Origin of the sequence: Simplicispira metamorpha (genome assembly GCF_004341365.1) — a bacterium.
Taxonomy (GTDB): Bacteria; Pseudomonadota; Gammaproteobacteria; order Burkholderiales; family Burkholderiaceae_C; genus Simplicispira; species Simplicispira metamorpha.
Genome location: NZ_SLXH01000002.1, coordinates 184,044 through 206,395 on the forward strand (window position 1 = coordinate 184,044; position 22,352 = coordinate 206,395).

The window sequence follows — 22,352 nt, forward strand, 5'->3', positions numbered from 1 at the left end:
GGTGGGGGACAAAGATGGGCGAGTGTGACAGAGGCTTGTGGGCTTGCAAAGCCTCCGGGTGAAAGACCGCAGGGCCCGGTTCGGCGCCTACAATCCGTTGCAACCTCTTCAGCACCCATGAAAATCCTTATTTCAAACGACGACGGCTATCAGGCGCCGGGCATCGTGGCGCTCCATGCGGCATTGGCAACGGTGGCCGAGGTGGAAGTGGTGGCGCCCGAACACAACAACAGTGCCAAGTCCAATGCCTTGACGCTGCACTCTCCGCTGTACGTCCACACGGCACACAATGGATTCCGGTACATCAACGGCACGCCTGCAGACTGCGTGCATATCGCACTGACTGGGTTATTGGGGTACAGGCCCGATCTGGTGGTCTCCGGCATCAACAACGGCGCCAACATGGGAGACGACACCATCTATTCAGGCACCGTAGGCGCTGCAATGGAGGGCTATCTGTTTGGCATTCCTTCCATGGCTTTCTCGCAAGTGGATAAGGGCTGGGGTGAGCTTGAGGCGGCTGCCCAGAAAGCGCGTGAAATGGTGTTGCAAATGCAGGCGCAACAATGGTTGGGGGGGAATCCATGGTTGCTGAACATCAATATCCCCAACCTTCCCCTGGAGGCTATGCGGCCTCTGAAGCTGTGCCGCCTGGGGCGTCGCCATGCAGCCGAGCGCGTGATCACCCAGAACAGTCCTCGGGGCGAAACCATGTATTGGATTGGCGGTGCGGGCCCAGCCAAAGATGATGCAGAGGGAACGGACTTCCACGCCACTGCACAGGGCCATGTGGCTGTGACACCTTTGAAGGTGGATTTGACGGACCATGAGAGCCTGGCTGGTTGGGCGACAGTGTGCTGTGCCAGTGGTACGGCCTGCGCCGTGGATGTGGCTGCTGGTGCAGGTGCCTGATGCAACGTCGACCTGGTTTTCCTGCTCGTATTGCGCTGCCTTCGGGCACGCATCCCTTGGCGTCTGGGTTACAGCCACCGCGCAAGCCCGTAGTCATGCCGGTGTCCGCCCCTGTAGGGGTGGGATTGGATTCTGCAGCAGTGCGCGCGCGCATGGTGCAGCGATTGGTTAGCGCGGGCATTTCTTCGCCCTTGGTGCTGCAAGCCATGGGCGCAGTGGAGCGGCACCGTTTTGTTGATAGCGCGTTGGTCAATCAAGCCTATGAAGACACCAGTCTGCCCATCGGTTTGGGTCAGACCATTTCAAAGCCCAGCATTGTTGCCCGGATGGCTGAGTTGCTGCTGGGGGCAGAAATCGCCCGTGAAAGCGGTGTGTTGGGCCGAGTGCTGGAGATAGGTACCGGCTGTGGATACCAAGCTGCTGTGCTGAGCCGTTTGGCCCGCGAGGTGTATTCCATGGAACGGTTGCGAGGATTACATGACCGGGCGAGAGTCAACTTGCGTCCCTTGCACCTGATGAATGTCCACCTGATGCTGGGTGATGGCATGCTGGGTTATCCGAAGGGAGCTCCTTACGCTGGCATCATCGCTGCCGCAGGTGGCGCCTCTTTACCGACAGATTGGTGCGATCAATTGGCCATTGGTGGACGCTTGGTGGCCCCTACGGTGGTTGCGGGTGGCCAACAAGTGTTGCTGGTAGTAGACAAGACGGCACACGGGTTGAAACAAAGCGTGCTCGAGTCCGTGCATTTTGTCCCTCTAAAATCGGGGATTGCCTGAAGGGATTGATTTATGCTGGTATCGCGTGGCCTTGTGGTCTGGGGTTCTATGGCGCTGGTTGGACTTGTGTTGTCTGGCTGTGGCACCCGGCTCAACAGGGCTCCGGTGGAAGACCGGGGAACTTCTGTGGCATCTTCTGCGCCGCAGCAAGGCGTAGTGGTGGCGCAGATCAAGCCATTGCCTGGTGCGGAAAATGCCGGTAAACCGGGTTACTACACCGTCAAGCCAGGAGATACCCTGATTCGCATTGGGCTGGAGACCGGGCAGAGCTGGAAAGACATTGCGCGTTGGAGCAGCTTGGAAAATGCCAACCTCATTGAGGTCGGTCAAGTGCTGAGAGTGGCTCCACCCACAGCCATTGGGGTCGGTCAGAGTCCTGCGGATAACAGCGGTGTGGTGGCGCGTCCCGTGACGGCTGCTGTTGTGGCGCCTACAGTTGCTGCCAGTGCAGCAAAGCCTGCTGCTCCTGCTGCTCCTGCTGCTTCGGCGCAAGCGGCCGCATCTGCGCCAGTACCCGTTGCTCCTGCGGCGCCTGCAACCTCCGGTGATGACGATCTGGGCTTTATTTGGCCTTCCAGTGGCACATTGATTGCTGGCTTTGATGAGGCACGCAACAAGGGGTATGACATCGGGGGTAAGGCCGGTGATCCCGTACTCGCCGCTGCAGATGGGCGAGTGGTGTATGCCGGAGCAGGCCTGCGAGGCTACGGTAATCTCATCATCCTTAAGCACAACAACACTTTTTTGACAGCCTATGCACATAACCAGGTTTTGTTGGTCAAAGAAGATCAAGCAGTTCGGCGAGGCCAAAAAATAGCGGAAATGGGCAGCACAGATGCTGACCGTGTGAAACTGCATTTTGAAATTCGACGTCAAGGCAAACCGGTGGATCCATCGCGTTATTTGCCTGCGCGCTAAAAGGGGTGTGAGTGGGTGCTGGACGCCATCTCTTCCCTGTGATTCCAGAGCAAGCGCTCTTAGGGGCAGTGCCTGTTCCAAACAGACTGCCTTTGGCTGCAGCCTCGTATGCTTTTGTTTGAGGGGGCGTCTTGCCTGTCACATTAAACTGTCCAGATGGATCTCGGGTTGTCGATGCGGCGTCGAATCATGTCGACGAGTTCGCTGAAGTCGATTCAGACGCTGCTGAGCACGCAGAGATTCGGACTTTGCAGATAGGGATTGCACAGCATGGGCAGCGTCTGGATCGGTCGCTGGCCGATGCGGTGACTGAGTTCTCCCGCAACTATCTTCAGCAGCTATTGGCACAAGGTGCCGTCAGTCTGAATGGCCAAGTCGTTTCCAAGGCTGCACAACGTGTCAAGGTCGGTGACCGAGTTTGTGTCGAAATGCGTGAGACCTTGCAAAGTCAGGCCTTTCGTCCCGAGCCCATGGATCTTCAGATTGCGTATGAAGACGAGCACCTCTTGGTTCTTCACAAACCCGCAGGGCTAGTGGTTCATCCTGCACCTGGTAATTGGAGTGGAACGCTGCTCAATGGTCTTTTGGCGCGCGATCCACGGGCTTCCTTATTGCCCCGTGCGGGTATCGTTCATCGTTTGGATAAAGATACCAGCGGCCTCATGGTGGTTGCACGCAGCCGCCATGCCATGGATGCTTTGGTTCGCATGATCGCTGATCGTAAAGTAAGCCGCCAGTACCTGGCCTTGGCGCACCGTCCGTGGCAAGGAAGTGCTGACCGCACTGTCGATGCGCCGATTGGTCGTGATCCCAGGAACCGTCTGCGCATGGCGGTAGTGGATATGACCGTGCATCCAGGAAAACTGGCCAGAACCGATGTGCATTTTCTGACTGGAAACGATCTTGGCTGTTTGGTCAAATGCACTTTGCACACTGGTCGCACACACCAAATTCGGGTTCATATGGCCTTGATAGGACACCCCTTGGTTGCCGATGCCTTATACGGTGGAACCCTTCTTGCTGTCATGGGGCGCCAGGCATTGCATGCTTTTCGGCTGTCTTTCGTTCATCCCGTGACTGATCAGCCCTTGGATCTGTATGCACCACTGCCGCTGGATATGCAGCAGGCATTGGCAGCGTGGGGCCTAGGCTACAATGGGGCCCAATCGACGCAAGGATCGTAGCATTAGGGCTAGTCTGTTGGTGACTTAATACAACTCATCCTGCATGCGTTGGTAAGTCCATTTCGGTGTTGTAGCGTTTGACATTGTGGCTTCAATAGCCTTTTCTCTGGAAGAACGCAAACAATGAATTCTATGGATGCCAAACGCGTCATCGAGACTGCCCTGATTTGTGCGCCAAATCCTCTGACTTTGCGCGACCTGCGGATGCTCGTTGATGAGCAGTTGAGTCCAGACACTATCAAGTCGTTGCTGTTGGAGTTACAGCATGACTGGTCGCAAAAAGGCCTAGAGCTTGTTCAGGTTGCCATGGGATGGCGGTTTCAGAGCAAGCCAGAGATGCGGGGTTTTCTGGAGCGATTAAAGTCAGAGAAGCCTCCCCGGTACTCCCGAGCTACCATGGAAACTTTGGCCATCATTGCTTATCGTCAGCCAGTCACACGTGGTGATATTGAAGATATTCGAGGTGTTGTAGTCAACAGCTTGATCGTTAAGCAGCTAGAAGATCGCGGTTGGGTTGAGGTCATTGGCTACCGTGAAACGGTCGGCCGTCCGGCCTTGCTGGTCACCACCCGCCAATTTCTTGATGATTTGGGGCTGCATTCTTTGGAGCAGTTGCCTGCGATCGATGTTTCGGCCAGTCATACAGAAATTTTGCAGGGACTCGACTCTGTCTAGTGCGTTGATTGATACGTCTTACAGACGAGCATAGGCCGTTGTCTTCGTTTGGAAGTCTAGGTTCTGTTCCCGATCTTGTGTTCCGTCCATGTGATTGGGCGTAATTTTTTAAATATCAAGCGAATGCTTGACCCAGCATTCCGGAATGCTAGACATGAAAAAATCCACTCGACCCGATAGTTCCGGGAAAAATTTTGATCGCAGCGTTGTGCGCGGCGCAGTAAAACATCCGTCGCTTGCTCAGACTGGAGCAAACGGGATACAGCAGGAGAAGATGCAGGGATACCAGTTTGCAGATGTTGTCTCTGGACAGTTTGATACCGACGAAGTAAGTGTTGATGTAGCGCCTTCTAAGCGTGTGCTACTTCCGCAAGTTGAAAATCCCAAGTTGCACAAAGTGTTGGCTCAGGCTGGAATGGGCTCTAGATTGGAGATGGAGCGCTTAATTCTTGAGGGGAGAATTTCTGTCAATGGCGAACCCGCTCATGTTGGCCAGCGGATTCAATACGGTGATGTTGTCAAAGTCAATGGAAAACCCATCCGGTTTCGGATTGAGCCACCTCCGCCACGGGTGATTGCTTACCATAAGCCTGTGGGTGAGGTTGTGACCCACGATGATCCTCAGAATAGACCTACTGTATTTCGTAAGCTTCCGCGACTGATGCAAGGTAAATGGCAATCTGTCGGGCGACTTGATTTGAACACGGAGGGGCTCTTGCTGTTGACAAGTTCTGGCGAACTTGCTAACAGGCTTATGCATCCCCGTTTCGGTCTAGAGCGCGAGTATGCTGTTCGCGTTCTTGGGGCGTTGAGCAACGATGAGAAGCAGCAGCTTCTGAATGGTGTGCAACTTGATGACGGCGTTGCATCATTTGGCTCAATTGAAGATGGTGGCGGGGAAGGTTCCAACTGCTGGTATCGCGTTACCATTTCTGAAGGACGAAATCGCGAAGTTCGGCGAATGTTGGAAGCTGTCGGACATGCAGTCAGCCGACTTATTCGCATTCGGTACGGTGCTATGGTTTTGCCTCGCGGTCTCAAACGCGGTGCATGGCTTGAGCTCGGTGAGCGCGATATCAATGCATTGATGCAAGCGTCCACTGTGACCGATAGTTATCAGAAGGTGCGCGATGCGCCAGCCATTGCTGATCGACGCCGTGATGGCGTTGGTAGAGCTCCAAGTGGCACTATTGTCGGCCAGGGAAGTAGTAACCAGCAGAGAAAAGCTGGGTCACAGCAAAGGACTCAGAGTCAGCCAGATCCTATGAAGACTTCTGTCGGCTATATTGGTTCCGACAGCCTTGCCCGGTACCGGCAAGAGCAACGGCGAAGTTCCGTGGGGCGGAAAAGGTAACTGCGTTACCTTCACTCTGTGTCGAGTTAGAATGAAAAGCTGTGTTTCTGTACCAAGAAGCTCAGCAAAATATTATTTACTTAGGAAGTTAAAAATGGCTATCGAACGTACGCTTTCCATCATCAAACCTGATGCCGTTGCAAAGAATGTGATTGGGCAAATTTACGCGCGTTTTGAAGCTGCTGGTCTCAAGGTGGTTGCCGCACGTATGGCACACCTGTCTCGTTTAGAGGCAGAGCAGTTTTATGCGGTGCATAAAGAGCGTCCATTTTTCAATGATCTTGTGAGCTTCATGATTTCTGGACCTGTCATGATTCAAGCCCTCGAAGGTGAGAATGCGATTCTCAAAAATCGCGAGCTCATGGGAGCAACTGATCCGAAAAAAGCAGAGCCAGGTACTATTCGTGCAGATTTCGCTGACAGCATTGATGCCAACGCTGTTCATGGCTCTGATGCGCCTGAGACTGCTGCTGTTGAAATTGCCTTTTTCTTCCCGGGCATGAACATTTACGCACGGTAATTTTCTAATCCCATGCTTTGTAACTTTAGAAAATATTTTGCAGTGCGTGGGTTCAAAATATGAAAGCCTTTATAAAGAAATGATAACTAATCTGTTGAATTTCGATCTTGAGGGCTTAGCTGTATTTTGCGATAAGCTGGGTGAAAAGCGCTTTCGTGCTACTCAGCTTTTTCGCTGGATTCATCAGCGGGGTGCTGGTGAATTCTCCGAGATGAGTGATTTGGCAAAATCATTGCGTCAGAAGCTTTCTCAGTGCGCATGCATTTCACCGCTCCCTGTTATTAGCGAACACCAATCATCAGATGGAACTATAAAATGGTTGTTTGATGTGGGTGCTGGCAACGCTGTTGAGACTGTTTTTATTCCCGAAGATGGTCGAGGCACATTATGTATTTCTTCTCAAGCTGGTTGCGCCGTAGGTTGTCGTTTTTGTTCTACGGGACATCAAGGATTTAGTCGAAATTTAAGCACAAGCGAGATATTGGCTCAGTTATGGTTTGCTGAACACACATTGCGCGCGCGATCAGGCGCGCAAGATCGGGTCATTTCCAATGTCGTTATGATGGGAATGGGGGAACCATTACAGAACTATGCGGCCATTTTGCCTGCTTTGCATGTGATGCTTGATGATCATGGTTATGGATTGTCACGCAGGCGAGTTACTGTATCCACATCTGGCATTGTCCCGATGATAGATCGTCTTGCGCTGGATTGCCCTGTCGCGCTGGCTGTTTCATTGCATGCGCCAACAGATTTTTTGCGGAATGATCTTGTTCCGCTGAATAAAAAATATCCCCTGATTGAGTTGATGGATGCATGTATCCGTTATCTCAAATATGCACCACGAGACTTTATAACATTTGAATATTGCATGTTAGATGAAGTTAATGATCAGCCAGAGCATGCAAAAGCTTTAATTGATTTGATTAAATCTAAAGAAAATTCAAATACTTGGTGCAAGTTTAATCTTATTCCGTTTAATCCATTTCCTGCATCTGGTTTGCAGCGTTCTTTAGATAGCAATATTATTGCTTTTGCCAAGCTACTGACAGATGCCGGCATTGTTACTACTGTTCGTAAAACTCGTGGTGATGACATTGACGCTGCATGTGGGCAACTTGCAGGAGAAGTTCAGGATCGTACTGGTGTAATAGAGCGTATGAAAAAGCGCCGCACAATTATGATAAGTCCTGAAAAATGAAAAGAAAAAATTTTTTATGGGCATTTCTTGCTTCAATCATTTGCATGATTGCGATGGTAGGTTGCTCTGTGGCAACAAATTCTGTTTCAGATACTGATATTTTGTCATCTTCTGATGACGCTGAAATTCGCAAGCGTGCCCGCATTCGCTTGGAGTTGGCATCCAACTATTTTGAATCCGGTCAAGTGCAAGTTGCATTAGATGAGACAAAACAAGCGTTGGCAACGGATCCATCTTATGCAGATGCATACAATATGTTGGGCTTAATTTATATGCATCTCAACGAATTCAATAAAGCAGAGGAAAGTTTTCGGCGAGCATTAAATATAAAGTCATTAGATCCAAATATTGCGCATAATTATGCGTGGCTTTTGTGTGTACAAGAAAAATATTCCGAAGCAGACCGCTATTTTAATATAGCTATTTCTAGTAAAGGGTATTCTTCTTTAGGAAAAACGCTTATGGCACAGGGACTTTGTCAATTGAGTGCAAAAGATTACAAGGAGGCGGAAAAAACACTCCTAAAATCTTATGAGATCGATAGTTTAAATCCTATTGTTTCTTATAATTTGGCTTCCTTATTATTTCAGCGTGGTGATTTTAAAAGATCGCAATTCTACATTCGGCGTTTAAATAATAGTGGAATGTCCAATTCAGAAACATTATGGCTTGGTTTGAAGGTGGAACGTGTACTTGGCGATAACATTGCCATGCAACAACTCGCAGAACAATTGCGTAAACGTTTTCCTGAATCACGTGAGCTTACTCTCTATGAGAGTAAGAAATTTAATGACTGAGCACATGTCGGCTTTAGATCATAAGAATCTTTCTGAGCATCATTCGGGAGAGTTTTCCTCTGGAAAAATTCTGCGTCAAGCACGTCAAGCATCTGGACTAAAGCTCACGGAGCTTGCAAGTTCGCTAAAAGTTTCAGTTGAGAAATTAGAAGCTTTAGAGTCTGATGATTTTTCTGTGTTTCCTGACGTGGTTTTCATGCGAGCCCTTGCTGCGAGCGTCTGTAGAAGCCTGGGTGTCGATAGCATTTCCGTTCTTGCACTTATGCCAAATGGTGCGCAGGCTCGACTGCCTCTTGATCAAGAAAGTGTAAATACCAATCTAAGTTATAAATCTAAAAATAAATATTTTTTATTTTTTGTAATTGGATCTGTTTTTCTTTTGATTTCTGTTTTATTTTTTATTTCAAAAAAAATAGACGATCATTATTACTCTTTAAATTCCTCCATTGATTATTTTAAAGGAATTTTTTTTCAATTGATAGTGGTGATTTTGAATTGAATTCGTTAGATTATTCCGGTAGTAAAAAATTATCTAATGAGGATCAAAAAAATATACTAGTTGAAAATAATCGTAAAGAAAAATCTGAAGTAAATAATAAAATTTCTGATTCTAGAGAAAAATATTTAGATGGCATGTTTTTCAGGGCCCGTAATTCATCTTGGATTGAAGTAAAAAATAAAGAAGGTGTTGTTATATTGCAGCGTACTTTGATGGCAGGAGAATCTATTGAAGTGTCTGATAAGTTCCCTCTTTTTGTCATTGTTGGTCGAGCTGATATGACAGATGTTTTTGTTCGTGGATTGCCTTTTGATTTAATATCTTTTTCTAGAAACAATGTGGCCAGATTTGAGGTCAATTAGTGATAAATTTTGAATCAAAAAACATAATGCCTACAGCTACTCCATTTATTCGGAAAACTAGACAGACAGACGTTATCTGGGGGACGCGTGTAGTTAGCATAGGGGGTAATTCTCCTATACGCGTGCAATCCATGACTAACACTGATACTGTAGATGCAATTGCAACAGCTATACAGGTCAAAGAGCTGGCGCTTGCCGGATCAGAACTAGTTCGAATAACTGTTAATACGCCTGAAGCTGCAGCTGCAGTCCCTTATGTGCGAGAGCAGTTAGACCGCATGAATATAGATGTACCGCTGGTTGGCGACTTTCATTACAACGGACATCGGTTGTTAAAAGATTTTCCCGCGTGTGCAGAAGCCTTATCAAAATATCGAATTAATCCTGGCAATGTAGGTCGGGGAGAGAAAAAAGATCTTCAGTTTGGACAAATGATTGAAACGGCTATCCGTTGGAATAAACCAGTTCGCATAGGAGTTAACTGGGGTAGTCTGGATCAAGATTTACTTGCCCGTTTAATGGACGAAAATAGCCATCGCGTACAGCCTTGGAGTGCTCAGAAAATAATGTATGAGGCACTCATTACTTCTGCTGTAGATTCGGCTTATTTTGCAGAAAATATAGGGATCGATAAGAATAATATTATTCTGTCATGTAAAGTTAGTGGTGTTCAAGATTTAATTTCTGTTTATAGAGAATTGTCTCGTAGATGTGACTATTCTTTGCATTTAGGATTAACTGAAGCAGGAATGGGAACCAAGGGAACTGTTGCATCTGCTGCAGCTTTATCTATCTTGTTGCAAGAAGGTATTGGAGATACTATACGTGTTTCTTTAACACCTCTTCCTGCTGAATCACGTACGCAAGAGGTAATTGTTGCCTCTGAAATATTACAGGCTTTGGGTTTGCGGTTATTTTCTCCTAGTGTGACTGCGTGTCCTGGCTGTGGGCGTACTACAAGTACTACTTTTCAAGAATTGGCAAAAAAAATTGATGATTACTTGCGATTACAGATGCCTGTGTGGAAGTTTAAGTATCCTGGGGTTGAGGCATTGAAAGTCGCTGTGATGGGATGTATCGTCAATGGACCTGGTGAAAGTAAACATGCAGATATTGGAATTAGTCTCCCTGGAACAGGAGAATCACCAGTTGCACCTGTTTTTATTGACGGTGAGAAAGCCATGACGCTGCGTGGTGAAAATATTATAGAGAATTTTCAAGAAGTAGTTGAAAACTACGTGCATAAAAGATTTGGCTTTAGTGCAGCACATTAACTTTAATGTATAAATTGTTGTGAACATTCAAAAAAAACAATACGCGTCTAAGTCTGAAAAAATAACAGCAATTAAGGGGATGAATGATATTCTTCCACCTAATTCTGCTAGTTGGGATTGGTTGGAAGAAAAAATTAGATCCTTGATGAATATTTACTCCTATCGTAATATTCGAACTCCAATTGTTGAGTCTACTGCGTTGTTCGTTAGAGGCTTAGGAGAGGTGACGGATATTGTCGAAAAAGAGATGTACTCTTTTGAGGATCGACTTAATCGAGAAAATTTGACACTAAGACCAGAATGTACTGCCGGTGTGGTGAGAGCGGTAGTAGAGCACTCGATGCTGTATGACGGAGGTAAACGACTCTATTACATGGGGCCTATGTTTCGTCACGAAAGGCCTCAACGTGGGCGTTATCGACAGTTCCATCAAGTTGGAGCTGAGGCGATTGGTTTTCCTGGTCCTGAGTTGGACGCAGAGTTAATTTTACTTGCTGATTCACTTTGGAAAATTCTCGGATTAGATGGGGTTCGGCTTGAAATCAATAGTTTGGGGCAACCAAATGATCGAAAAGCTCACAGAAATGCATTAATCTCTTATTTTGAAAAAAATATTGATCTTTTAGATGATGATGCCCGTCGGCGTCTTTACAGTAATCCATTGCGTATTTTAGATACTAAGAATCCTGATATGCAATCACTGGTAAATGCTGCTCCGCGTTTACTCGATTTCTTAAGTGATGAATCAATTGCTCACTTTGATGCTGTTAAATCAATTCTTGATGCGGCTGGTGTGGTTTGGAAATTAAATCCACGTCTAGTTCGAGGAATGGATTATTACAATCTAACTGTTTTTGAATTTGTGACTGATCGCCTTGGTTCTCAGGGAACTATTTGTGGTGGAGGGCGATATGATTATCTTGTTGAGCAAGTTGGTGGAAAACCAACCCCAGCTGTTGGGTGGGCAATTGGTGTTGAACGCGTACTTGAACTTTTGAATGAGCAAGGGGCAATAATTCCGAAATTTATTCCCAACGTATATGCTGTAATTCCAAGTGTAAATAATATTTTAATTGCTATTCAAGTAATCCAGCAGTTGCGTTTTTTAGGCGTCAGTGTCCAAATGCATAGCTCCATTCAGTCTGGAGAGGGCATGGGTAGTATGAAATCTCAATTAAAAAAAGCTGATTCTAGTGGCGCAACTTATGCACTTATATTTGGTGAGGAAGAGATTTCTCGAAAATGTTTGACTGTTAAAATGCTGAGAGATGGCCATGGTTCTCAATCAGAACATTCTTTAGATGCCATCAATGATTTGGCTGAAATCTTAAAAAATTGTTAACTTTTGATTGTGGCTATGGCAAATCATTTCGATCTTGAAGAGCAAGAACAGCTTGATCAGTTAAAACACTTCTGGAAATCTTGGGGCGGATTTATCAGTGCTGTGGTTTTTATTTTTATTTTTAGTGTTACTGCTTGGAATATGTATGGCTACTGGAAAAACCGCCAAGCTGTTCAGGCTTCAATGCTACTTGAATTAATTAAGACTTCTATTGTCTCTGGAGATTTATCTAGAGTGGATCAAGCATTTTCAGAAATTAAAAGTAAAAGTCCAAAAACTATTCAGGCTGCTCAAGCAGGTTTATTGGTAGCAAAGGTTAATTATGATAGGGGAGAGAATGATGCTGCTAAGTCTGCACTTTTGTCAGTGATTAATAATAGTTCTGATGTAAATCAGAAAGTAGTTGCGAACTTGAGGTTGATTAATATTCTTTTTGAAGAAAAAAAGTACGATGAAGCATTTGAAAATCTTTCCATGTCTTTCCCCGGTGCCTTTGACGGACTGGGGAAAGATCGTCGAGCTGATCTGATGTTAATGCGGGAAAATAATAAAGATGCAATTTCTGATTATTTAATTGCATATCAGAAATATGACGATAATTTGGGTTATCGTAAATTAATAGAATTTAAGCTCAATTCGCTTGGTGTTCCAAATCGCTCTTTTGTGATTTCAGATGTTTCGTCTACTGGAATCTTACGGTGATTAATTTATTTAATTTATGAATTATTTTTTTCATCAATACAAATTTTTCTTTTTTAGTTTATTGTTGGCAGTAAATTTTCTGCTCGCAGGATGCTCTTTTATTGGCGAGAAAAATCCGGAATTGAAATCTCAGGATCTAGGTGTTAATGTCCCATTTTTCCCTGTAAAACAGGTGTGGTCTGCGAAAATCGGTGCTGTCGATAAAATGCCATTGGCTGTCCGTGTGAATGGTGCGATGGTAACTGTTGCATCTGCTGATGGTGTGATTGCTGCTATCGATGTCCGTACTGGTAAAGATATTTGGCGTGCTATGTTGAAAGAGCCGTTAAATGCTGGGGTTGGTAGTGACGGACAGTTTGCTGCGGTGGTTTCCAGCGCTAATGATCTAGTGGTTTTTGAGGCTGGTCATGAAAAATGGCGACAGCGATTGACTGCACAGGTCTTTACTTCGCCTTTGGTTGCTGGTAGGCGTGTTTTTGTGTTGACTGCTGAATATGGAATTATGGCTTTTGATGCAAAAGATGGGCGACATCTTTGGGCACAACAGAAAACAGGTGGGAACCTAGCATTGCGTCAATCAAGTGTTTTTATCGCTGTTGGTAATACGCTTGTTACTGGTATTTCAGGGCGATTGATTGGATTGGATCCTGATACTGGAACGGTGCGTTGGGATGTTCCATTTTCTGTGCCAAGAGGTACTAACGATGTTGAGCGTTTGGTCGATTTAGTTGGAAATCCTAGTCGGCTTGGAGATAGTTTCTGCGTCCGTTCATTTCAAACTGCTGTTGGATGTGTGGATATTTCTCGAGGTGTAGTCTCGTGGATTCAGAAAGCAAATGGTTTTGATGGTGTCGATGGTGATGATACCTTGTTGTACGGTAGCGAGAGTAATGGTGCCGTTCTGGCTTGGCGTAGGACTGATGGCACTCTAGTTTGGATGACTGACAGGCTTCGACATCGTAGATTGACTGCGCCATTGTTGCTAGGGCGATCGGTAGTATTTGGTGATGACGGAGGTGAAGTTCATTTCTTGTCTCGTGAAGATGGTTCACCGTTAAATCGGTTAACCACAGATAGTTCTGGGGTATCAGTTTCTCCTGTAGTTGCTGCTGATACTTTGGTAGTGGTAAGTCGTGCCGGGTATGTCTACGGTTTCCGTCCAGACTGATTAAAGTAAAAAATGAAACCAGTCATCGCCTTAGTTGGGCGCCCAAATGTCGGAAAATCGACACTTTTTAATCGTATGACAAAAACAAGGGACGCTATTGTTGCGGACTTTGCTGGATTAACGCGTGATCGTCACTATGGCTCTGGAAAGCAAGGGCAACACGAATATATCGTTATAGATACTGGTGGATTTGAGCCTGATGCTTCCAGTGGAATATATCGGGAAATGGCACGTCAGACTCAGCAAGCAGTTGCTGAAGCTGATGTTGTCATTTTTGTTCTAGATGCTCGTGCTGGGTTGTCAGGTCAAGATTACGATATTGCTAACTATTTACGTCGTCTTGGAAAAACATGCGTTCTGGCTGCTAATAAAGCAGAAGGTATGCGTGAAGGGACTCAGTTGTCAGAGTTTTATGAGTTGGGGTTGGGAGAGGTTTATGCAGTTTCTGCTGCGCATGGGCAAGGAATTCGTGGTCTTGTTGAAATTGCTTTAGAGCCTTTAGGTCTATCAGAATCTGAAGATATCGTAGATGATGATGGCAAAAATTGTATTAAGTTGGCCGTAGCTGGGCGACCTAATGTAGGTAAATCTACATTGATTAATGCATGGTTGGGTGAAGAGCGATTGGTTGCTTTTGATTTGCCAGGAACCACCCGAGATGCAATATCTGTATCGTTAGAGCGTAACGGTCAGAAGTTTGAAATCATAGATACGGCAGGTTTGCGTCGAAAAGGAAAGGTTTTTGAAGCAATTGAAAAATTTTCAGTAGTTAAGACATTACAAGCAATTGAATCTGCTAATGTGGTTTTATTGTTGCTTGATGCTACACAGGGTGTGACAGACCAGGATGCACATATTGCTGGATACATCTTGGAAAGTGGTCGTGCAGTAGTGGTTGCTGTGAATAAATGGGATGCTATTGATGACTACCAACGTAAATTAGTAGAGCGTTCTATAGAAACTCGATTGGCTTTTTTGAAATTTGCATCGCTTCACTTTATTTCTGCAAAAAGAAGGCAAGGTATAGCTCCTGTATGGGCTGCAATTGTTCAAGCACACAGCGCTGCTACGCGCAAGATGTCAACACCAGTGTTGACGCGATTGCTGCTGGAAGCGGTTCAGTTTCAGAGCCCTAAGCGGGCTGGTATGTTTCGACCCAAGTTGCGTTACGCGCATCAGGGTGGGAGTAATCCACCTGTGATTGTGGTTCATGGAAATTCGCTTGAGCACGTGACTGAAGCCTACAAACGCTTTCTAGAAGGGCGTTTTCGTAAAGAATTTGACCTTGTAGGTACGCCTCTGCGCATAGAGATGAAAACGTCACACAACCCGTTTACAGATAAATCTGATTGATGCCTAAGGCATGGTTTTCTGGGTGTGCTGAAGGGTTAATTTCATAAAACTTATCACAGTTGTTCTGTGCTGTGGTAAGGTGTCGGTTTACAACAACATGTTTGAACACGGAGTATATCGTGAGCAATAAAAGTCAACTTCTTCAAGATCCGTTTCTTAATGCATTGCGTAAGGAGCACGTACCAGTTTCTATATATTTGGTTAACGGAATCAAGCTGCAAGGCCAGATAGAGTCTTTTGATCAGTATGTGGTCTTGTTACGTAACACGGTAACGCAAATGGTATACAAGCATGCTATTTCAACCATAGTGCCTGGTCGTGCAGTAAATTTTTCTGTCACTGACATGGCTTCTTCTGAAGAAAATGCTTCTTAGAAGGTTGTTGGATAAAAATATTTTTCATTTAATATTTTTGGTTGAATGTCTTGAAATCTATTAATAATTCTGCATTCAACCAGACTTCAGTTCTTTTGGTTGGTGTTGACTTTGGATTGCCGCATTTTGATGTGGATCTTGAAGAGCTTCATCTTCTAGCAGAAACGGCTGGAATGAAGCCGGTTGCTCATATCACTTGCAAACGTAAAGCTCCTGATGCGGCTCTATTTGTTGGTTCCGGTAAGGCTGATGAGATCCGAAGTTTGGCCCGCTTGCATGGAGCTAGCGAGGTACTTTTTGATCAAGCGTTGAGTCCAGCCCAGCAACGAAATCTTGAGCGTTACCTTGAGCTTCCAGTCAATGACCGTACGCTTTTGATATTAGAAATATTTGCGCAGCGTGCTCTAAGTCACGAAGGTAAGCTTCAGGTTGAATTGGCGCGTTTACAGTATTTGAGTACTCGCTTAGTGCGTCGTTGGTCGCATTTGGAGCGACAGCGTGGTGGAATTGGTGCTCGTGGTGGTCCTGGTGAGGCCCAGATTGAGCTTGATCGTCGCATGATTAGCGAATCCATCAAGCGGACTAAGGATAGACTGTCCAAGGTAAAACGTCAGCATGCTACGCAGCGACGGCAGAGAGAGCGTCGTGATGCTTTTCGTATCTCTTTGGTAGGTTACACCAACGCTGGAAAATCTACTCTCTTTAATACCTTGGTGAAAGCGCATGCTTATACAGCAGATCAACTTTTCGCTACTCTAGATACTACAACCCGTCAGTTGTATCTTGAGAAAGCAGGCCGCTTGGTTTCACTTTCTGATACTGTAGGATTTATAAGAGATTTACCACATACTCTTATTAGTGCTTTTCAGGCCACTTTGCAGGAATCTATCGATGCTGATTTATTGCTTCATGTAATTGATGCATCAAACGAGAATTATTCTGAGCAACTTGCACAAGTTCAGAAGGTTTTGAAAGAAATTGGAGCTTCTGAAGTCAATCAGATTCTTATTTTTAATAAGATCGATTTATTGGCGCCATCAAGTCAGCCAACTTTGTTTCAAGATTTTTACGATCTTGAAGGTCGTTCTGTTCCTCGATTTTTTCTTAGTGCTCGAGATAGTTTGGGAATCGATGCTTTGAGGTTGGCGTTAAGTGAGATTGTTTTATCTTCGCAGCAATTATCCTCATGCGATGCCGTTGAATGGCATAGCGGTAATCCTTGATTAGGCAAAATACCATTGTCAAAATTAAAATCAGAGAATTTTGCATGAATCAATTACTTCAAACCCAGTTTTTTGGGGGTCTACAAGCGCGTATCAGGGGTATCTTTAACCTGAATGACCCCCGTTGGGGGCGCGGAGAAGATGGCTCAAGCAATGAAAAAAAGCCGGAACCAGGTAGTAGCGGATTGTCTCAATCACCATCAGGCCAGAAAGGGCGAAACGAAGGATCTGGAGGGCAGCCTCCAGATCTAGATGAGCTTTGGCGCGATCTTAATCGGAAGTTGGCTGGTTTATTTGGTGGAAAAAATAATGGCGGCCGGGTTCCTCCTGGAGGAGATGGTAATTTTCAGCCGGATATGAAAAATGCTGGAGTCGGGGTCGGGGTTATTGCAGCAATTGCTGTATTGATTTGGTTGGGGACTGGATTTTTTATCGTTCAGGAAGGCCAGCAAGCTGTCATTACGCAGTTCGGAAAATACAAAACTAGCGTAGGGGCAGGTTTTAATTGGCGCTTGCCATATCCTATACAACGCCATGAACTGGTATTCGTGACACAAATAAGGTCAGCTGATGTTGGCCGAGATAGCGTTATAAAGTCGACAGGACTACGCGAATCGGCAATGTTGACCGAAGATGAAAATATTGTTGAGATCAAGTTTGCTGTTCAATATCGGCTCAATGATGCGCGTGCTTGGTTGTTTGAGAGTAAAAATCCTGCTGATGCTGTAGTCCAGGCTGCTGAAACGGCTGTTCGTGAAGTGGTTGGAAAGATGAGGATGGATACAGCATTGGCGGAAGAGCGTGATCAGATTGCTCCGCGTGTGCGTGTACTTATGCAGACGATCCTGGATCGCTACAAAGTTGGGGTTGAAGTCGTTGGAATTAACTTGCAGCAGGGCGGTGTTCGGCCGCCTGAGCAGGTTCAATCTGCTTTTGATGACGTGCTGAAGGCAGGCCAAGAGCGCGAGCGGGCCAAAAATGAAGCGCAAGCTTATGCTAATGACGTTATTCCACGAGCCGTTGGGTCTGCTTCTCGATTGAAGGAAGAAGCAGATGCTTATAAAGCACGCATAGTTGCTCAAGCGCAAGGTGATGCACAGCGTTTTAGTGCAGTTCTTACTGAATACCAGAAAGCACCACAAGTCACGCGCGATCGCATGTACCTTGAGTCGATGCAGCAAATTTATAGCAGCGTCACCAAGGTTATGGTTGATTCTCGCCAAGGCTCCAATTTGCTCTATTTGCCGCTTGACAAGTTGTTGCAGACGGGAGCTTTGCCTGTAGTTGGGGATGTGCCCGTTGTAAGCCAGCCTGCTACCCCAGCGCCTTCTTCTCCCAATTTTTCGAACGATACCCGTGCGCGTGACACCAGTCGAACGCGTGAACGTGAATCGCGCTAGGAGAATCACGTGAATCGAGTTGGATTTTTTGCTTCTTCAATTCTTGTGGTGTTGGCTTTGGCCAGTTCCATGTTGTTTGTGGTTGACCAGCGTCAATTTGGTGTTGTGTATGCGTTGGGGCAAATCAAGGAAGTCATCACGGAACCTGGATTGAATTTCAAGTTGCCACCACCTTTCCAGAACGTGTCTTACATAGACAAACGTTTGTTGACTCTCGATAGTACAGATGCGGAACCTATGCTGACAGCCGAGAAGCAGCGTGTCGTAATCGATTGGTATGTGCGTTGGCGTATCAGTGAGCCGTCAGAGTACATCCGCAACGTCGGTCTGGATGAAAATGCTGGATCGGTGCAACTCAATCGCGTAGTTCGCAACGCTTTTCAAGAAGAAATCAATAAGCGCACAGTCAAAGAATTACTGTCTCTCAAGCGTGAAGACTTGATGGCTGATGTCAAGCGGGAGGTTCTTGAGTCGGTGAGAGGTGCCAAACCGTGGGGTGTCGATGTTGTGGATGTGCGTATCACCCGCGTAGATTACGTAGAAGCCATTACGGAATCTGTGTATCGACGTATGGAGGCGGAACGAAAACGTGTTGCCAATGAGCTTCGATCTACTGGTGCGGCTGAGGGCGAAAAGATCCGTGCCGATGCTGATCGCCAGCGAGAAATCACGATCGCCAACGCATATCGAGATGCCCAAAAAGTGAAGGGTGAAGGCGATGCAGAAGCGGCACGTATCTATGCTGAAGCCTTCGGCAAAGACCCTCAGTTTGCGCAGTTTTACCGCAGTCTTGATGCGTACAAAGCAAGCTTTAGCAAGAAGAGCGACCTAATGGTGTTAGACCCTGCATCATCCGAATTTTTCAAAACTTTCCGTGGTGCTGCACCAGTGCAGCCTGCAGTGCGCAAGTAAGAGCAGAAGCCAGCTTTTGTAGGTGATTTGAGGTTTTTCCGCTTTTGTCGGCAGTCTGGTCGTTGCCTAATTCCTGCCGGTTGTTGTCGTTGCTTTGAAAGAGCGGGATGGCTACCGGTAGAATCACCGTTTTAACAGCTACACCATACTCCATGTCTGCTTGGGTCCTGCCGGATCACATTGCCGATGTCTTGCCCTCTGAGGCGCGGCACATTGAAGAACTCCGTCGCGGCTTGCTCGACACGGCTTGTAGCTATGGCTATGAGCTGGTCATGCCACCGCTCTTGGAGCACCTAGAATCCTTATTGACAGGAGCAGGTGAAGCACTTGACCTACAAACCTACAAGTTAGTTGATCAGATTTCCGGTCGCATGATGGGTCTGCGCGCTGACATCACGCAACAGGTTGCTCGAATCGATGCACACCTTTTGAATCGACGTGGCGTCACGCGCCTATGTTATTGCGGACCTGTTTTGCATACGTGGCCAGATCGACCTCATGCCACACGTGAACCATTGCAGTTTGGTGCAGAAATTTATGGTCATTTGGGCGTAGAAGCCGACTTAGAGGCTTTGGAGTTGGCCTTGAATTGCCTGCGTACAGCAGGTGTTAGTCAAATCAGTGTTGACTTGGCGGACGTGCGCATTGTGCGTGGGTTGCTCGCTGGCGTGGTCGTAGATGCACAAGTTTTGCGCCAAGTGCATGCGGCTCTGGCAGCCAAGGATGCCAGCGAGTTGGCCATTATCACCCGCCATTTTCCTGATGCCTCTCGGCAAGGACTGCAAGCTTTATTGCAAATGTACGGTGATGCGTCTGTGCTTTATGAGGCCGAAAAAGCTTTCCAGAGCATACCAGGCGTGCGCAATGTGCTATCGAATTTGAAGTGGATATCAGAGCGCCTTGATGGTGTGCGCGTTACTTTTGATCTGGCGGATTTGCGTGGATATGCCTACTACAGCGGTGCCCGTTTTGCTGTTTACGCAGAAGGAGTGAGCGACGCGCTTGTGCGTGGCGGGCGTTATGACGAGGTGGGTGCCGTTTTTGGGCGTAATCGACCTGCCGCAGGCTTCAGTCTTGATCTGAAACAGGTGGCTGAGGTCGCGCCTGTGCGTCCGCTCAAGTCTGCCATTCGGGCGCCTTGGGGCGAAGATCTTGGGGCCTCTGAAGCCGTAGCTGAACTGCGGCGCCAAGGTGAAACCGTGGTGTGTGTTTTGCCTGGTCATGAGAGTGATGCGGACGAATTTTTCTGCGATCGCGAACTAGTGCATGCTGCAGGGCGCTGGATCGTGCGCGCCATTTGATGTATTTGACAATTGAATCGGGTTTGAGATGAAAAATACCAAAGGTCGTAACGTAGTTGTGGTCGGTACCCAGTGGGGTGACGAAGGCAAGGGGAAACTCGTTGATTGGTTGACTGAAAGTGCCCAAGGTGTGGTGCGCTTTCAGGGCGGACACAATGCTGGTCACACCTTGGTGATCAATGGGGTGAAGACCGCCCTGCACTTGATACCCAGTGGAATCATGCGGGCTGGCGTGAAGTGCTACATCGGCAATGGTGTGGTGCTTTCTGCTGCCAAGCTTTTCGAGGAAATTGAAGGCTTGGAAAAAGCAGGTGTCGAAGTGCGTTCGCGCTTGCGTGTGAGCGAAGCATGCCCACTTATTTTGCCGTTTCATGCTGCGCTGGATGTGGCTCGCGAAGCGGCACGCGAGCAAGGTGGCACTGAGAAGATCGGTACTACGGGGCGTGGTATCGGTCCTGCTTATGAAGACAAGATTGCCCGTCGTGCGTTGCGTGTCCAAGACCTTCAGCACCCCGAGCGTTTCGCGACCAAGCTGCGCGAATTGCTTGCGCTGCACAACCATGTTCTCAGCACCTTCTTGGGCTCGGCGCGGTTTGATTTTGGTGCAACGTTGGCTCCTTACATTCGTGATGGTGAGGTGCAGTTCGAGCCTGTATTTGCAGAAGCGATGCGCCACGCTGAAATGCTCAAGCCAATGATGGCGGATGTATCGCGGGAATTGAACGAAGCACACCAGCAAGGTGCCAATTTGCTCTTTGAAGGGGCTCAGGGCACGTTATTGGATGTTGACCACGGCACCTATCCGTATGTCACATCCAGCAATTGTGTTGCGGGAAATGCTGCTGCCGGTGCTGGAGTGGGGCCTGGCATGTTGCACTACATCTTGGGCATCACCAAGGCATATTGCACCCGTGTGGGTGGAGGTCCTTTCCCCACAGAGTTGGATTGGGAAACTCCTGGCACTCCTGGATACCACATGAGCACTGTGGGCGCTGAAAAAGGTGTTACCACAGGACGCAGCCGCCGTTGTGGCTGGTTTGATGCAGCTTTGCTCAAGCGTAGCGCCCAGGTCAATGGTTTGACTGGGTTGTGTATCACCAAACTTGACGTTTTGGATGGGCTGAAAGAGTTGCAATTGTGCGTTGGCTACGAGCTTGATGGCCAGCAAATTGACTTGCTGCCTATGGGTGCGGATGACATAGCACGCTGTACGCCAATCTACGAAACGATGGGGGGGTGGAGTGAGTCGACAGTAGGCGTGACTCAGTATGACAAGTTGCCTGTGAACGCGCGCCTGTATTTGCAGCGTATTGAGCATGTGACCGGTGTACCTGTGGCAGTGATATCGACCAGTCCTGATCGGGATCACACCATCATGATCCAGCATCCTTACTTTTCAGAATAAAACTAAAAACAGCTTTCAGTGATGTCCAGTGGGCGCTGATCGCTACAAAATTAGGAGCTATAAATGTTGACCGAAGATGGCAAGCACCTGTACGTGAGCTATGACGAGTACCACAACCTCATTGAGAAGCTGGCGTTGAAGGTGCACCAATCCGGGTGGGAATTCGACACAATTCTGTGCTTGGCACGAGGTGGTATGCGCCCGGGTGACATCTTGAGCCGCATTTTTGATAAACCCCTGGCCATCATGTCGACCAGTTCCTATCGCGCAGAAGCAGGAACTTTGCAAGGGCACCTAGACATCGCACGTTTTATCACTACACCTAAGGGTGAGATTGCAGGAAAAGTGCTTTTAGTGGATGACTTGGCCGACTCTGGGCACACTTTGAATGCTGTCATCAGCATGCTCAAAAACAGCTATGCTCCAATTACGGAGTTGCGCAGTGCTGTGATATGGACAAAAGGCATATCAAACTTCACTCCTGACTACTCTGTGGAGTTCTTGTCCACGAATCCATGGATTCATCAGCCGTTTGAGGCCTATGACAGCCTGGATCCCGAAAAATTACTAGAGAAGTGGATGGTTTAAGCTTCCGTGGCTTTTTCTGTGTTACAGTAGAGGGCTTCGCTACCCGGTGCTTTGGTTTTTCCGGTGTTGTTTGGGTGGCGAAGGTGGTTGAAAAAGTTTTCTGGGTTTT

Annotated in this window: 22 protein-coding genes and 1 pseudogene; all 23 read left to right on the forward strand. The window is 47.2% G+C overall.

Annotated elements, in window-relative coordinates; genetic code table 11:
- Window positions 1-117 precede the first annotated feature (117 nt).
- The 23 genes and pseudogenes from surE to EV674_RS02190 all read left to right on the forward strand — a co-directional run bounded on the left by surE (window position 118) and on the right by EV674_RS02190 (window position 22,243).
- Window positions 118-912 (forward strand): 5'/3'-nucleotidase SurE, encoded by a 795-nt coding sequence (surE, locus tag EV674_RS02080; protein WP_119011878.1) that lies wholly within the window; start codon window positions 118-120, stop codon window positions 910-912.
- The gene (locus EV674_RS02085; RefSeq protein ID WP_119011879.1) at window positions 912-1,691 is read left to right on the forward strand and encodes a protein-L-isoaspartate(D-aspartate) O-methyltransferase; all 780 of its coding nucleotides are present in this window, start codon (window positions 912-914) and stop codon (window positions 1,689-1,691) included. Before surE ends, EV674_RS02085 begins: the two co-directional genes overlap by 1 nt.
- A 12-nt stretch (window positions 1,692-1,703) precedes the next feature.
- Entirely contained in the window at window positions 1,704-2,609 is a 906-nt protein-coding gene (locus EV674_RS02090) for a peptidoglycan DD-metalloendopeptidase family protein (RefSeq protein ID WP_119011880.1), read from the forward strand.
- A gap of 131 nt (window positions 2,610-2,740) precedes the next feature.
- Window positions 2,741-3,793 carry an RluA family pseudouridine synthase gene (locus EV674_RS02095; RefSeq protein WP_241524848.1) on the forward strand — a complete coding sequence of 351 codons (1,053 nt, stop codon included), beginning with the start codon at window positions 2,741-2,743 and terminating at the stop codon, window positions 3,791-3,793.
- Window positions 3,794-3,916: 123 nt separating this feature from the next.
- Window positions 3,917-4,459 (forward strand): annotated as a pseudogene (gene scpB, locus EV674_RS02100) (SMC-Scp complex subunit ScpB); the annotation flags it as partial.
- 163 nt (window positions 4,460-4,622) lie between these two features.
- Window positions 4,623-5,822, forward strand: a complete 1,200-nt coding sequence (locus EV674_RS02105) for a pseudouridine synthase (protein WP_241524849.1) — start codon at window positions 4,623-4,625, stop codon at window positions 5,820-5,822.
- Window positions 5,823-5,916: 94 nt separating this feature from the next.
- On the forward strand, window positions 5,917-6,342 hold the full coding sequence (ndk, locus tag EV674_RS02110) for a nucleoside-diphosphate kinase (protein ID WP_119011882.1): 426 nt from the start codon (window positions 5,917-5,919) through the stop codon (window positions 6,340-6,342).
- A gap of 79 nt (window positions 6,343-6,421) precedes the next feature.
- Entirely contained in the window at window positions 6,422-7,543 is a 1,122-nt protein-coding gene (rlmN, locus tag EV674_RS02115; protein ID WP_119011883.1) for a dual-specificity RNA methyltransferase RlmN, read from the forward strand.
- Window positions 7,540-8,340, forward strand: coding sequence for a type IV pilus biogenesis/stability protein PilW (gene pilW, locus EV674_RS02120; RefSeq protein ID WP_119011884.1), 801 nt, complete (start codon window positions 7,540-7,542; stop codon window positions 8,338-8,340). The genes rlmN and pilW overlap by 4 nt, the downstream gene beginning before the upstream one ends.
- A gap of 4 nt (window positions 8,341-8,344) precedes the next feature.
- Complete coding sequence (locus tag EV674_RS02125; protein ID WP_243647372.1) at window positions 8,345-8,839, forward strand: helix-turn-helix domain-containing protein; 495 nt, start codon at window positions 8,345-8,347, stop codon at window positions 8,837-8,839.
- Window positions 8,836-9,201 (forward strand): DUF4115 domain-containing protein, encoded by a 366-nt coding sequence (locus tag EV674_RS17665; RefSeq protein WP_243647373.1) that lies wholly within the window; start codon window positions 8,836-8,838, stop codon window positions 9,199-9,201. Before EV674_RS02125 ends, EV674_RS17665 begins: the two co-directional genes overlap by 4 nt.
- Before the next feature lie 26 nt (window positions 9,202-9,227).
- Window positions 9,228-10,475, forward strand: coding sequence for a flavodoxin-dependent (E)-4-hydroxy-3-methylbut-2-enyl-diphosphate synthase (ispG, locus tag EV674_RS02135; RefSeq protein WP_119011915.1), 1,248 nt, complete (start codon window positions 9,228-9,230; stop codon window positions 10,473-10,475).
- A 79-nt stretch (window positions 10,476-10,554) separates the two neighbouring features.
- Complete coding sequence (gene hisS / locus EV674_RS02140; protein ID WP_241524855.1) at window positions 10,555-11,817, forward strand: histidine--tRNA ligase; 1,263 nt, start codon at window positions 10,555-10,557, stop codon at window positions 11,815-11,817.
- Between the two features lie 15 nt (window positions 11,818-11,832).
- Complete coding sequence (locus EV674_RS02145; RefSeq protein WP_119011887.1) at window positions 11,833-12,519, forward strand: YfgM family protein; 687 nt, start codon at window positions 11,833-11,835, stop codon at window positions 12,517-12,519.
- 16 nt (window positions 12,520-12,535) lie between these two features.
- A complete protein-coding gene (gene bamB, locus EV674_RS02150; protein ID WP_119011888.1) occupies window positions 12,536-13,687 on the forward strand; it encodes an outer membrane protein assembly factor BamB in 1,152 nt (383 codons plus the stop codon).
- A 12-nt stretch (window positions 13,688-13,699) separates the two neighbouring features.
- Window positions 13,700-15,040 (forward strand): ribosome biogenesis GTPase Der, encoded by a 1,341-nt coding sequence (gene der, locus EV674_RS02155; protein WP_119011889.1) that lies wholly within the window; start codon window positions 13,700-13,702, stop codon window positions 15,038-15,040.
- 119 nt (window positions 15,041-15,159) lie between these two features.
- Window positions 15,160-15,414, forward strand: coding sequence for an RNA chaperone Hfq (gene hfq / locus EV674_RS02160; protein ID WP_119011916.1), 255 nt, complete (start codon window positions 15,160-15,162; stop codon window positions 15,412-15,414).
- Window positions 15,415-15,464: 50 nt separating this feature from the next.
- A complete protein-coding gene (gene hflX, locus EV674_RS02165; RefSeq protein WP_119011890.1) occupies window positions 15,465-16,637 on the forward strand; it encodes a GTPase HflX in 1,173 nt (390 codons plus the stop codon).
- A gap of 44 nt (window positions 16,638-16,681) precedes the next feature.
- Window positions 16,682-18,037, forward strand: a complete 1,356-nt coding sequence (gene hflK / locus EV674_RS02170; protein WP_119011891.1) for an FtsH protease activity modulator HflK — start codon at window positions 16,682-16,684, stop codon at window positions 18,035-18,037.
- Window positions 18,038-18,046: 9 nt separating this feature from the next.
- Window positions 18,047-18,949: a protease modulator HflC gene (gene hflC, locus EV674_RS02175; RefSeq protein ID WP_119011892.1), complete on the forward strand. Its 903-nt coding sequence runs from the start codon at window positions 18,047-18,049 to the stop codon at window positions 18,947-18,949.
- A 152-nt stretch (window positions 18,950-19,101) separates the two neighbouring features.
- The gene (locus EV674_RS02180; protein WP_119011893.1) at window positions 19,102-20,250 is read left to right on the forward strand and encodes an ATP phosphoribosyltransferase regulatory subunit; all 1,149 of its coding nucleotides are present in this window, start codon (window positions 19,102-19,104) and stop codon (window positions 20,248-20,250) included.
- Window positions 20,251-20,278: 28 nt separating this feature from the next.
- Complete coding sequence (locus tag EV674_RS02185) at window positions 20,279-21,655, forward strand: adenylosuccinate synthase (RefSeq protein ID WP_119011894.1); 1,377 nt, start codon at window positions 20,279-20,281, stop codon at window positions 21,653-21,655.
- Between the two features lie 63 nt (window positions 21,656-21,718).
- A complete protein-coding gene (locus EV674_RS02190; protein ID WP_119011895.1) occupies window positions 21,719-22,243 on the forward strand; it encodes a phosphoribosyltransferase in 525 nt (174 codons plus the stop codon).
- Window positions 22,244-22,352: the final 109 nt, after the last annotated feature.